Here is a 12,706-nt window from a genome sequence, read left to right on the forward strand (position 1 = left end):
CCTCCTGCGTCCCTAACCTGCGCAGTCAAGGCAGCGTCTCGAGGTAGTCGATCACCTGGGCTGCGACGTCGATGCCTGTGGTCTCGGCGAGCGTGACAAACTGCGCGTTCGAGTTCACTTCACCAACAAGAGGCGCTGAGGCGTCGAGGAAATCCACCGAGCCGACCTCAAGTCCCAGGGCGGCCATGGCTTGGCGCGCTACCTCGACGTACTCGGAGGGCGGGTTCCAGGCCTCGGCGCGGCCGCCGCCGGTGATGTTGGCGCGGAAATCTCCCTCCGCCCCGAAGCGGCGCATCGCAGCAACAGGCGTGTCCCCCACGAGGTAGATGCGTGCATCCCTCCCGCTGGAGCCGGCCACGAACTCTTCAACCAAAACGGGCGCACCGGCCGCTTTGGTGAGCACCTCGATCAACTCCGCGCGGGAATGCACTAAAAACACCCCGCTTCCCCACGATCCGACCGCATGCTTGGCCACCGCGGGGAAACCGAGCGTGCGCTCCACCGCGTCGACGAACTCACTCGCCTCCCATTCCTCTGCCGTCAGCGGCCGAAACGTCAAGGGCGCGACCACCGTGCGAGGGTGTGCGATGCCCGCAGCGGTGAGCCGGGCGTGGGTGTACGCCTTGTTATCGCACAATGCGATCGCCTGTGCAGTGTTGACGCAGCGCACACCAAGCGATTCAAGCTGGGCGGTGGTGGCCACGTCTTTGTCCATGATCAACGCGAGCTGCGGCAGCTTTCCATCGAGGTGCGACGCCACCCAGTCGGTGTGCACTCGGCGCATGTCCACGCGGCCGTCGGCCGCCGCGAGCAGCTGGTTGAACTGCGTCTCAAACTTGTCCCAGTGCAACCACCGGTTTGTTACCAACCAGGCGCTCATTCGCCCTTCCTGGCGCGCAGGTACGCGCGGGACTCGCCTGCCGTGGCGATTGAGCCGGTGACTAGCACGCCGACACCTTCAGGGCCCTCTTCCTCGGCGAGCTCGATGGCCAGCTCGAGCGCGGCACCGAGGTGCTCTTCGACGCGGACGCGGTAGTCGCCGAAGATATCGGCGGCGATCTCTCCCAGGTCGTGTGCCTCCATCGCGCGCGGAGAGCGATTGCGGGTGATCACCAGCTCCGCGCACACCGGCTCCAGCGCGGTGAGCATGGAGCGCGCATCTTTATCCTCGTAGATGGAAACCACGCCAATGACGGACTGGAAGTTGAAGTCGCGCTGCATTGTCGCCGCGAGGCTGTCGGCGCCGGCGGGGTTGTGGGCCGCATCAACCAGCACGATCGGGTCGACGTGGACGCGCTCGAGTCGACCGGGCACCGTTACTTCGCCAAGGCCCTCGCGCACCGCGTCCGCATCCAGCGGGTGCTCGCTCGAAGCACCAAAAAACGCCTCGACAGCCGCAAGGGCCACCGACGCATTCGCCGCCTGGTGCGCGCCAGCGAGTGGGAGGAAGACGTCGTCGTACGTTCCGCCGAGACCGTTTAGGGTGAGCTGTTGCCCACCAACGGCCACCACCGCTTCGCCCACGGTGAAGTCGCGCCCGGCGCGAGCGACCGCGGCATCGACTTCCACGGCGCGCTCAAGGATCGCATGCATGGCGTCTTCGTCCTGCTCGGCGACGACGGCCACGCGCTCACCCGGCGCGATGATCCCGGCCTTCTGCGCTGCGATCTCGGACACTGTCTCGCCGAGAAACGCCTGGTGGTCCATGCCAACCGGGGTAATCACGGAAACGTCTGCGTCGATCACGTTGGTTGCGTCCCAGGTACCACCCATGCCGACTTCCACGACGGCGACATCCACCGGCGCGTCCGCAAAGGCCGCGTACGCAATACCGACCAGCACCTCGAAGCGGCTCATCCCCGGATCGAACTGCGCATCCACCATGTCGATGTACGGCTCGATGTCGCGATAGGTCTCCACGAACCGGGTCTGCGAGATCTCCTCGCCATCAATCACGATGCATTCTGTCAGGCTCGACATCTCGGGCGAGGTGAACAACCCGGTGCGACGGCCGAGCGCGCGCAGGATCGATTCGCTCATCCGCGCTGTTGAGGTCTTGCCGTTGGTGCCAGCCACATGGATCGCGGCAAACGAACGCTGCGGTTCCCCGAGCAGATCCATCAGCATCGCGATGCGCTCAAGCGACGGGTTTGGGTCGACGGCACCAGCGCGCGCGTCGAGCTGCGCAACCACGTCCTCGAAGTCCGGGTGCGTCTCCGGTTCGGCCGGCACGGTGCGCTCCCCGGCTTCCTCGCCCGTCTCAACGGGCCCGTTGAGACGCATGGTGATGCCGTGCTCGGTGAGCTCGGCGCGGTATTCGTTATCCATTCAGCCCCTCAAGGCGCGCGGTCACGCGCTCGAACTCTTCTTGCGCAACCTGCTGTCGCTGCTTGATCTTCTCCACCACGTGTTCCGGCGCGTTCGCCAGGAACTGCTCGTTGCCCAGCTTGCCGGCGGTGGTGTCCAGCTCCTTCTGTGCCGCAGCCAGCTCCTTCTCCAGGCGCTTGCGCTCCGCTGCCACGTCCACCGTGCCCGAGGTATCCAGGGCCACATCAAGGGTGGTGTTGCTCAGACGCATCTCAATGCTTGCCGACGGCGCGAAGCTCTCCGCTGGCGCTTCGACCTTCGCGATGGCGCGGACCATGCCTTCCTGCGACACTAGGTCCGCAGCTGCGAAGTCCAGGCGGGCGGGAACGTTCTGGCTCGGCTTGACACCCTGGTCGGAGCGGAAGCGGCGCAGCTCGGTGATCAGCTTGATCGCGTCCTCGATGCGGCGTCGCGCATTCAGATCCGCCTCGACACCACCGTTGGTATCCGCCTCGGTCGGCCACGCAGCGAGTGTGATCGTTTCGTTGCCGGTCAACGCCTTCCACAGCACTTCGGTGATGAACGGCATCGTCGGGTGCAGGAGACGCAGGACCACGTCGATGACTCGGCCCAGCACAATTTGGGTGTTGCGGCCAGTCTCCTGCTCCTCAGGCGCTGCCTCAGCGGCGTCGCGCGGAATCTGGGTCTTCGCAATCTCGAGGTACCAGTCGCACAGCTCATCCCACGCGAAGTGGTAGAGCTCCTCGTTCGCCTTCGCGAACTGGTAGTCGTCCAGGTACGCGTCGACATCGCGGCGGACCTCTTCCGCGCGGTCAAGGATCCAGCGGTCCGCGTCCGTGAGACTCTCCCGCTGCGGGAGTTCATCTACCGCAGCGCCGTTCATCAGCGCGAACTTGGTCGCGTTGAACAACTTTGTGGCAAAGTTTCGTGCCGAGGTCGCGTTGTCCTCGCCGATCGGCAGATCGATGCCCGGGTTCGCGCCGCGCGCCAGCGCGAAGCGCAGCGCGTCCGCGCCGTAGCGCTCCACCCAGTCCATCGGGTCGATGCCGTTGCCCAAAGACTTCGACATCTTGCGGCCCTTCTCGTCGCGCACCAGGCCGTGCAGGTAAAGGTCCGTGAACGGTACCTGCGGGCGGCCGTCCTTGCCCTCACCGAGGATCTCCGGAGTGGACGTGCCGGCGAAAGTTCCGAACATCATCATGCGCGCCACCCAGAAGAACAAGATGTCGTAGGCGGTGACCAGCACGCTGGTGGGATAGAACTTCTCCAGCTCCGGGGTCTTATCCGGCCATCCCATCGTGGAAAACGGCCACAGCGCTGAGGAGAACCAGGTGTCCAGCACGTCCGGGTCTTGCTCGTAGCCTGCCGGCGGCTCCTCGTCCGGGCCGACGCAGACGATGTCACGGTCGCCGTTGGCGTCCTCCGGGCCGTACCAGATTGGGATGCGGTGGCCCCACCACAGCTGGCGCGAAATCGTCCAGTCGTGCATGTTGTCGACCCAGTCGAAGTAGCGCTTCTCCATCGACTGCGGGTGAATCACGGTGTCACCCTCGCGCACCGCATCGCCCGACATGCGGGCAAGCTCGTCGACCTTCACAAACCACTGCAGGGACAGGCGCGGCTCGATCGGCTCGCCGGAGCGCTCGGAGTGGCCGACGGAGTGGACGTAGGGGCGGACCTCTTTAACGATTCGTCCCTGCTCGGCGAGTGCCTCGCGCACCTTCACCCGTGCCTCAAAACGATCCATGCCGTCGAACTGGGTGCCGGTGTTTGCGATGCGGCCCTGTTCATCCATGATGATCGGCATGTTGAGGTCGTGGCGTAGGCCCATTTCGTAGTCGTTCGGGTCGTGGGCGGGCGTGATCTTCACAGCGCCGGTGCCCAACTCCATGTCCACGTAGTCGTCTGCAATGACCTTGAGTCTGAGGTCGTCGCGGAACGGGTGGTCGAACTCCTGACCAACCAGGTGCGCGTAGCGCTCATCTTCGGGGTGCACGGCAATAGCGACGTCGCCAAGCATGGTCTCCACACGGGTGGTGGCGACGATCAGGTGCGGCTCGTCGTCGCTCAGCGAACCGTAGCGGATGGAGACGAACTCCCCGTCGACGTCGTTGTAGACCACCTCGATGTCGCTGACCGCAGTCTCGAGCACAGGCGACCAGTTCACCAGGCGGTAATCGCGGTAGATCAGGCCGCGATCGTAGAGCTGCTTGAAGATGGTCTGGACGGCGCGCGACAGGCCGTCGTCAAGCGTGAAGCGCTCCCGTGACCAGTCGACCGAATCGCCGATCGCTCGCATCTGCTTCGCGATCGTCCCACCGAACTCCTGCTTCCATTCCCAGACCTTGTCGATGAACTCTTCGCGGCCGTAGTCGTAACGGTCTTTGCCCTCCTCGGCCTTGAGCTTCGCCTCGACCTTGGTCTGGGTGGCGATGCCCGCGTGATCCATGCCCGGAAGCCACAAGACCTCAAAGCCCTGCATGCGCTTGCGGCGGATCAGCGAATCCATCAGTGTGTGGTCGAGCGCGTGACCCATGTGCAGCTGGCCGGTCACGTTTGGCGGCGGCAGCACAATCGAGTAGGCCGGCCTGTCGGAGGTCGGGTCGGCCTCGAAGTAGCCGGCCTCGACCCAGCCTTCGTACAGTCCGGCCTCCACCTGCTGCGGCTCCCAGTTCTTAGGGAGCGCGTCCGCGCGGTTGGTACCTACCAGATCACGATTTGCTTCAGTCACGCTTGGCCATTGTAGTAGCCGTGCAGGCTAGCTCAGCGCGTCGGCCACCTTGGCTTCTTCGCGCAGCGCCTCGATGTTGGCATCGATGCGCGGGCGCTGGAACTCGTTGATCTCCAGATCCTCAACCACTTGCCACTTGCCGCCCACACCGATCACCGGGAAACCGAACACCAAGCCTTCGTCGACGCCGTATTCGCATGTGGACGGCAGCGCGACCGTGGTCCAGCGACCATCGGTACCCTGTACCCAATCGCGCATGTGATCCACGGCCGCAGAAGCGGCAGAGGCGGCCGAGGACTTCCCCCGTACCTCGATGATCTCCGCGCCGCGCTTGGCAACCCGCGGGATGAACTCCTCGGTGTACCAGTTCTGGTCAATCTGATCGCTCACGTTCTCGCCGCGCAGCTGGGCATACGTCAGATCCGGGAACTGAGTGTCGGAGTGGTTGCCCCACACCACGACGCGGGAGAACTCCTCGGGCGCGGCATCCAGCTTCTGGCTGAGCATGGACAGCGAGCGGTTGTGGTCGAGGCGCATCAGCGCGTTGAACTGCTCTGCGGGCACGTCGCCGGCGGCCTTCGACGCGATGTAGGCGTTGGTGTTCGCGGGGTTGCCCACTACCAGCACGCGAACGTCCTGGGCCGCCCCGTCGTTAAGCGCTTTGCCCTGCTCGATGAAAATGCGGCCGTTTGCTTCGAGCATGTCGGAGCGCGATTCCCCCTTGCCCCGCGGCTTCGCTCCGACAAGGAATGCGGCGTTTGTGCCCTCGAAACCCTCGCGCTGGTTGTCGGTGACGTTGATGCCTTTTAGCAACGGCATTGCGGAATCGGCGAGCTCCATCGCGGTGCCCTCGGCTGCCTGCATCGCATCCGGAATCTCCAACAGGGTCAGCTCCACCGGTTGATCCGGCCCGAAAACGTCACCCGCGGCGACGCGCCACAGCAACGAATACGCGATGTTGCCGGCGGCGCCGGTGACAGTCACCTTCACAGGTGTTTTCGCGGAACTGGACGTGGCAAAGGCAGTCATGGCTCCTCCTCATCTGTGTTCGCATGAACTGTAAGTCCCAGCGTACTCGCGCAATACTCCCCCCGTTTTGGCGCGGTTGAGTACCCCCAAATGCGAAAAATCTTCATCTTTTTGCTGAGGACGCCTCACGCACCCGTTCACTGGGGCACGATTGTTGGCGGTACCAAGGGAAAGGAGTTTCGCGTGACGCACAGCCCCGCTGACGCTGCCCACCTCCCGACCTCCGAATCCGCAAACGCTGAACTCGAACTTGCTGTGGACGCCGCTATCGTCAGGTTCGCCCGCGACGGGTTCGAACAGACCAAGCTGGAAACCATCGCCGCCGAATCTGGCATGTCCAAGCGCATGATCCACTACCACTTTGGCGACAAGAAGGACCTCTACGAACGCGCGGTGAAGCGGGCGGTGGCGCGCATCGCTCCGCCGCACGAGGTGCTGGATCGCTCCTACGCCGTCCCCGTGGAAGGGATTCGGCGGTTTGTGGACTCCTTCTTCCACGTGTTCCTCGAAAGCCCGGATTGCATCCGGCTTATTTTGCGCGAAAACCTCGACCCAATCCTGGACGTTGAGGAACTCACCACCGGCGACCGCAGCAACGACATCACGCTGCACGTTGAACGCTTGCTCCTGCTCGGCCAGGATGCGGGCGCGTTTCGCCCAGGTATTTGCGCAGAAGATGTCTTGGCGCTGGTTGTGGCGTTGTGCGACCTGCGGATTACCCACGCTTCAACCAGCTACGCCATGAGCCGCATCGACTTTGCCAGCCAGCGCAACACCGAGGGCATGCGTCGCATGGTCATCGACGCGGTATTGGCGTTTTTGACCTCGAACATCCCGCACTCGGGATACGACTCCTACCTTGCGTCTAACCCGGAGCGCGACACCGCGAACTCGGCGGCGGCGAAGGCCTACGAGGTCACCCGCAGCGAGATCTACTAGCCGGCGGCTACGCCGACGCCTTCTCGTCCTTTGCCAGGAATTCTGGCTCAGCCTCGCCACGCACCACGGCGTCCGTGATCACCACTTCGGAGATGTCCTCGCGGTCCGGCAGCTCGTACATCACCGGCACGAGCAGCTCCTCCATGATGGCGCGCAGGCCGCGGGCACCAGTCTTGCGCTCGGCAGCCTTGTCGGCGATCTCCCCGAGCGCCTCTTCGGTGATCGTGAGCTCCGCGCCGTCCATGTTGAACAGTCGCTGGTACTGCTTCACCAGCGAATTCTTTGGCTCCGTCAGCACACGCACCAGCGACTCCCGGTCCAGGTTGTCCACGTGCGCGATGATGGGCAGACGCCCGATGAACTCCGGGATCAAACCGAACTTCACCAGGTCACCCGGCTGCACCTGAGCCAGCAGGTTCGCTTCATCGCGCTCGGTCTTGGAATCGATCTCCGCACCGAAGCCGATGCCCTTCTTACCCACGCGCTCTGCCACTACCTTGTCCAAGCCGGCGAACGCGCCGGCGACGATGAACAAGATGTTGGTGGTATCTAACTGGATGAACTCTTGGTTCGGGTGCTTGCGCCCACCCTGCGGTGGCACCGAAGCTACCGTGCCTTCAAGAATCTTCAGCAGCGCTTGCTGTACGCCCTCGCCGGAGACATCGCGGGTAATCGAGGGGTTCTCGCTTTTGCGAGAGATCTTGTCCACCTCGTCGACGTAGATTATGCCGGTCTGCGCGCGGTTGACATCAAAGTCCGCTGCCTGTAGCAGCTTGAGCAGGATGTTCTCCACATCCTCGCCTACGTAGCCGGCCTCGGTCAGGCTGGTCGCGTCCGCGATCGCGAACGGCACGTTGAGCATACGCGCGAGCGTCTGTGCGAGGTAGGTCTTGCCAGAACCGGTGGGGCCGAGCAGGAGGATGTTGGATTTGGCGATCTCCACTTCCTCGTCGCGCCGCCGGCTGCCCAGCACGGTCTGCTCAGCACGGACGCGCTTGTAGTGGTTGTACACGGCAACAGCCAAGGTTCGCTTCGCGGCGTCTTGACCAATCACGTACTCGTCCAGAAACGCGGTGATCTCGGACGGGCGGGGCAGCCGCTCGCTGTCCCCGTTGGAGGCCTGGTTGGCGCCGGCGAGCTCCTCCTCAATGATCTCGTTGCACAGCTCAATGCACTCGTCGCAGATGTAGACGCCGCCCCCGGCAATCAGCTTACGAACCTGCTTTTGCGTTTTACCGCAAAACGAGCACTTCAGTAGTTCAGAGCTGTCATGCGTTACTGCCATGTACCTTCAAAAACTCCCGCCATATCGGTCGCCGTGTTGGCGATGGTCTTCTCAGCATACTTACCCAGTCAAACGTCACCGTAGCGCACCACACCGCAACCGGGGACAATGGTGAGCAAGAACCCACCGACGCGAAGGAGCCACGATGACAAACCTTGACGTGAACATTTTCGGCAATAAGGAAGCGGATCGCACAGTGGTGCTCCTCAGTTCCATCGCCACTACCCACCAGGCTTGGTCCAAGGTCATCCCCGCACTCGAGGAAGAGTTCCAGGTGGTCACAGTGGATCACCGCGGTCACGGCAAGTCCGAAACCCCCAAAGTTGCGCAGGGCTCGGCCACGGTGCAAATGCTTTGCGACGACATCTTGACCGCCCTCGACACCATCAACGTCGACCGCTTCACCGTGGTCGGCCTGTCGTTGGGTGGAGCGCTGGCGCAGTACCTGACCGCAAACAGCGGCCGGGTAGACAGGGCGGTGTTCTGCTGCACCGCTACCTATCTCGGCGGCGAGGAGAAGTGGTCCGAGCGCACCGGCATTGCCCGCGAAAAAGGCATGGATGCCTTGGCGGACGGGTTTGTGGAGAACTGGTTCACTGAATCATTCCGCGAGGAGTACCCGGATGAGGTGCGTCGCATCCGGGACATGGCGGCCGCGGTGGGCGCCGAAGGCTACGCGCAGAATGGCGACGCATTGGCTAAGTGGGATTTTGCTTCCGAGTTGAGCAAAATCACTTGCCCGGTACTCACAATCGCTGGTGCCCAAGACCCTGGCACTCCTCCGGAGGAGCTTGAGAAGATCGCCAACGGCGTCGCGGGGCCAGTGGAATCGGTGGTGATCAACCCTGGTTCGCACCAAGTCGCAGTAGAGAATCCCGAGGAATTCAACAAAGCGCTGACTCAGTTTCTCCTGGATTGATGGGCTAGCCTAGACCACGTGAAAAGCTTCCTCCGCCTCCCCGCCGTAGTCGCTGCCGTCTCACTAGGACTGGTAGCTGCGGGGTGTGCCGACGAGGAGGCCCGCTTGGTTGAACCGGAACTCGACTTCCCCTACACCAGCGCAGACGGCACTTCGCCCGCACCAGTGACGTTTGATTTCGGCTTCGGAAACGATGGCGAAGACGGCGAAGACGACGCCGAGGAGGGCGAGGACGAAGACGACAATGAGGACAGCGATGCAGACGACTCGGATGATTCCGATGACTCTGGTGACGCAGACGACTCCGGCGATAGGGACGAGCCAGCACCCGCACCGCGACGCAACGTCCGGCCCGCTCCCGCACCCGCCCCGAGCCTCCCAGGAGCCGCATGTGCTTGGCCAGCCCAGGCCGAAGCGAAAGAGGGCGAAGAATTCAGCACCTTCTGCAACCGCGAGTGGGCTCGCACCGTCACCTCCGACGGCCAGCAGTACTTCTGGGAGGCCCGCGGTTCAGGCTGGGTGAGCATCGACCCGGTCTCCGAGCACAACGGCGGAGTCTGCTGGAGCAAGAACGACTTTGAGAAGGCCCCCGAGGCTATCCGCAACGCGGTCGTCTTTTGCGACTCCTAAGAATTGGCACAATGGATGCATGTCGCACCCACACCCACACCTCACTGTCAACACGCTCGGCAACCAAGATGAAGCTGAGACGGTCGTGCTGCTCAGCTCCATCGCTTCTACCCACGAGGCCTGGTCCAAGGTCATCCCCGCACTCGGAAACACCTACCGAGTGGTCACTGTGGACCACCGGGGCCACGGCGCATCCCAAACCCCCGACGCCGAACCCGGCACCACCACGATCCAACTGCTCTGCGAAGATACGCTTCGCGCCCTCGACTCCGTTGGCGTTCGGTACTTCGCCGTCGTCGGTGTCTCCCTTGGCGGCGCGCTCGCACAGTGGCTCGCCGCGAACAGCGGCCGGGTGACCAGGGCCGTCTTCGCCTGCACCGCCCCGTTCCTCGGCGGTGAGGAGTGGTACAACGATGCACGTACCGTACGCGAACAGGGCATGGAAGCGATTGCCGACGACTTCGTAGCCGGTGTCTTCACCGAGCAGTTCCGCGAGCACAACGCTGAGGAGTACCAGCGCATGCGAGACACCGTCGCCGGAGTGGATGCCGAGGGCTACGCACAGAATTGCGATGCTCTAGCCACGTGGGACTTCACCGACCAGCTGGACAAGATCACCTGCCCGTCGCTCGTGATCGCCGCCGCTGAAGACGGCTTCACTCCTCCTGCCGAGGTAGAAAAGATTGCCCAGGGGGTCGGCGGACCGGTGGAGTTCGTTGTGATCGACCGGGCCTCCCACCAGGAGTCGGTGGAGAATCCGGATGCGTTCAACGAGGCGCTGCTCACGTTCCTTCAGAAATAGAACCTGTGGTCAACGGAACGCGGTAGGGTTCGGCGCGTGCACATGGTGACGAAACGAGTTCTCGCGGTACTGACCTGCGTTAGTTTGGCTGGCTGCAGCGGCTCCCAGGAGGATTCGGACGAACCGTCGACGACGCCAAAGGATGCGCCGGCTTCCTCCGATACCTCCGATACCTCCGATACGCCTACCGCGTCCGAGACACCCGAGGAGACGACGGAAACCGAGCCGTCGTATGAAACCGTCTCGGCCGAGCCGTTCAAGATCCCTGGCAGCGAGAGCCACATCGCCATCCTCACGCCACTGGCGGGCGTGAACTACTTCTGCCTGTTAAGCGACGCCAATATCTCGTGCGACGCCACAGCACCCGCCGACGTGCCCAACCTCGAGGATATGCCCGGCCGACCGTGGGGACCGTTCACTGGCCGCCCAACCTCAGTGATTTTTGCGCCAGACGGTGAGATCATCTGGGGAATTGTCGAGGGCGTTCCCTTCGAGAACCCGGATTCCCCGCTCCAGCCGGGTCAGCGGGTGGAATTCAACGGCGCCTGGTGTCAGGTGCCTGATGATGCGAGCATCCAATGCGGATTCGGCAACGATTCCTTCACCGTTGCCGGCCCTGACCGCACGTTCTCGCAGCCATAGTCAAAAACGCAACGAGCGCCCGACCCGTGGAATTGGGTGGGCGCTCGCGCCGTCATTAAGCGAAAAGCTCTTTATGCGTTGAGCTTGCGGTAGTCGAAGACCTGGTCGATGATGCCGTACTCGACAGCCTCGGCCGCGGTGAGGATCTTGTCGCGGTCGGTGTCAATGCGGACCTGCTCCGAGGTGCGGCCGGTGTGCTGCGCCAGGGTGTCCTCCATGAGGCGGCGCATGCGCTCGATCTCTGCAGCCTGGATCTCCAGGTCAGAAACCTGGCCCTGGGTGCCTTCAGTTGCCGGCTGGTGGATGAGCACGCGGGAGTTCGGCAGCGCAGCGCGCTTGCCCGGTGCACCGGCGGCGAGGATCACGGCGGCGGCAGATGCAGCCTGGCCGAGGCAGACGGTCTGGACGTCGGGGCGGACGTACTGCATGGTGTCGTAGATAGCCATGAGCGCGGTGAACGAGCCGCCCGGCGAGTTGATGTACATGGTGATGTCGCGGTCCGGATCCTGGGACTCGAGCACCAGCAGCTGCGCCATGATGTCGTTGGCGGAGGTGTCGTCGACCTGGGTGCCCAGGAAGACAATGCGCTCCTCGAACAGCTTGCCGTACGGGTCGATCTGCTTCGTGCCGAAGCTGGTCTCTTCCAAGAACTGCGGCAGCACGTAGCGGGAATTGGGCATCTGGAAAGTCATTGGTTGCTCCTTTGCTTCTTGCTCGTGCTGTGCTTACTCGCCGATCGAGTATTCGCCAGCCTGGGCAGCGGTCTCGATGACGTGGTCGACGAGGCCATAGTCGCGGGCCTCCTGGGCGGTGAACCAGCGGTCGCGGTCCGAGTCCTTGGTGATCTGCTCAAAGCTCTGGCCGGTGTGCTCCGCAATGAGCTCTGCCATTTCGCGCTTAGTCTGCGCGAACTGCTCAGCCTGGATCGCAATGTCTGCCGCGGTGCCGCCAACGCCGGCGGACGGCTGGTGCATCATGATGCGGGCGTGCGGCAGCGCGTAACGCTTGCCCTTGGTACCGCCGGAAAGGAGGAACTGGCCCATCGACGCGGCCAGGCCCATTCCGTAGGTGGCTACGTCGCACGGGGAGTATTTCATCGTGTCGTAGATGGCCATGCCCGCGGTGACCGAGCCACCCGGGGAGTTGATGTAGAGGTTGATATCGCGAGTCGGATCCTCTGCGGAGAGCAGCAGAATCTGGGCGCAAAGCTTGTTAGCAATCTCGTCGTCGACCTGCTGGCCGAGGAAAATAATGCGCTCGCGCAGCAGACGCTCGTAGACGGAATCTCCCAGATTCATGCCGCTGGCTGGGTTAGTCATGTGCACCGCTCCTTTGCTCAATTGGTGTTTCGTTATGGGTAACGCCACCACCCTACTCGGCCATTCCACACAGGCCAGGAGT

Annotated in this window: 12 protein-coding genes; 5 read left to right on the plus strand and 7 right to left on the minus strand. The window is 63.2% G+C overall.

Features of this window, described 5'->3' with window-relative positions; translation table 11 throughout:
• Positions 1-25: 25 nt before the first annotated feature.
• Genes CGLAUT_RS09515 through CGLAUT_RS09530 form a run of 4 tightly spaced genes read right to left on the minus strand, consistent with a single transcriptional unit; the run spans position 26 to position 6,088 of the window.
• Positions 26-880, minus strand: coding sequence for an ATP-grasp domain-containing protein (locus CGLAUT_RS09515; protein ID WP_290184844.1), 855 nt, complete (start codon positions 878-880; stop codon positions 26-28).
• Positions 877-2,328, minus strand: coding sequence for a bifunctional folylpolyglutamate synthase/dihydrofolate synthase (locus tag CGLAUT_RS09520; RefSeq protein WP_290184845.1), 1,452 nt, complete (start codon positions 2,326-2,328; stop codon positions 877-879). The genes CGLAUT_RS09515 and CGLAUT_RS09520 overlap by 4 nt, the downstream gene beginning before the upstream one ends.
• Positions 2,321-5,059 carry a valine--tRNA ligase gene (locus tag CGLAUT_RS09525; protein ID WP_290184847.1) on the minus strand — a complete coding sequence of 913 codons (2,739 nt, stop codon included), beginning with the start codon at positions 5,057-5,059 and terminating at the stop codon, positions 2,321-2,323. The genes CGLAUT_RS09520 and CGLAUT_RS09525 overlap by 8 nt, the downstream gene beginning before the upstream one ends.
• Before the next feature lie 27 nt (positions 5,060-5,086).
• The gene (locus CGLAUT_RS09530) at positions 5,087-6,088 is read right to left on the minus strand and encodes a malate dehydrogenase (protein WP_290184849.1); all 1,002 of its coding nucleotides are present in this window, start codon (positions 6,086-6,088) and stop codon (positions 5,087-5,089) included.
• Positions 6,089-6,271: 183 nt separating this feature from the next.
• Here CGLAUT_RS09530 and CGLAUT_RS09535 point away from each other — a divergent pair, with 183 nt between their 5' ends.
• Positions 6,272-7,027 carry a TetR/AcrR family transcriptional regulator gene (locus CGLAUT_RS09535; protein ID WP_290184851.1) on the plus strand — a complete coding sequence of 252 codons (756 nt, stop codon included), beginning with the start codon at positions 6,272-6,274 and terminating at the stop codon, positions 7,025-7,027.
• A gap of 7 nt (positions 7,028-7,034) precedes the next feature.
• On the opposite strand, the gene clpX is transcribed toward CGLAUT_RS09535, so the two are convergent.
• The gene (gene clpX, locus CGLAUT_RS09540) at positions 7,035-8,312 is read right to left on the minus strand and encodes an ATP-dependent Clp protease ATP-binding subunit ClpX (RefSeq protein WP_290184853.1); all 1,278 of its coding nucleotides are present in this window, start codon (positions 8,310-8,312) and stop codon (positions 7,035-7,037) included.
• A gap of 145 nt (positions 8,313-8,457) precedes the next feature.
• Between clpX and CGLAUT_RS09545 the strand changes: the two genes are divergently transcribed.
• The 4 genes from CGLAUT_RS09545 to CGLAUT_RS09560 are packed head-to-tail and all read left to right on the plus strand — an operon-like array spanning position 8,458 to position 11,305.
• Positions 8,458-9,231, plus strand: coding sequence for an alpha/beta fold hydrolase (locus tag CGLAUT_RS09545; protein ID WP_290184855.1), 774 nt, complete (start codon positions 8,458-8,460; stop codon positions 9,229-9,231).
• Positions 9,232-9,249: 18 nt separating this feature from the next.
• Positions 9,250-9,861, plus strand: coding sequence for a hypothetical protein (locus CGLAUT_RS09550; RefSeq protein ID WP_290184857.1), 612 nt, complete (start codon positions 9,250-9,252; stop codon positions 9,859-9,861).
• 19 nt (positions 9,862-9,880) lie between these two features.
• Complete coding sequence (locus tag CGLAUT_RS09555; protein WP_290184859.1) at positions 9,881-10,663, plus strand: alpha/beta fold hydrolase; 783 nt, start codon at positions 9,881-9,883, stop codon at positions 10,661-10,663.
• Positions 10,664-10,699: 36 nt separating this feature from the next.
• Positions 10,700-11,305 carry a hypothetical protein gene (locus tag CGLAUT_RS09560; protein ID WP_290184861.1) on the plus strand — a complete coding sequence of 202 codons (606 nt, stop codon included), beginning with the start codon at positions 10,700-10,702 and terminating at the stop codon, positions 11,303-11,305.
• A gap of 71 nt (positions 11,306-11,376) precedes the next feature.
• On the opposite strand, the gene CGLAUT_RS09565 is transcribed toward CGLAUT_RS09560, so the two are convergent.
• Positions 11,377-11,997: an ATP-dependent Clp protease proteolytic subunit gene (locus CGLAUT_RS09565; protein WP_290184863.1), complete on the minus strand. Its 621-nt coding sequence runs from the start codon at positions 11,995-11,997 to the stop codon at positions 11,377-11,379.
• Positions 11,998-12,030: 33 nt separating this feature from the next.
• The gene (locus CGLAUT_RS09570; protein ID WP_095660537.1) at positions 12,031-12,624 is read right to left on the minus strand and encodes an ATP-dependent Clp protease proteolytic subunit; all 594 of its coding nucleotides are present in this window, start codon (positions 12,622-12,624) and stop codon (positions 12,031-12,033) included.
• Positions 12,625-12,706 lie beyond the last annotated feature (82 nt).

It is taken from the genome of Corynebacterium glaucum (genome assembly GCF_030408855.1).
GTDB classification, from domain to species: Bacteria; Actinomycetota; Actinomycetes; order Mycobacteriales; family Mycobacteriaceae; genus Corynebacterium; species Corynebacterium glaucum.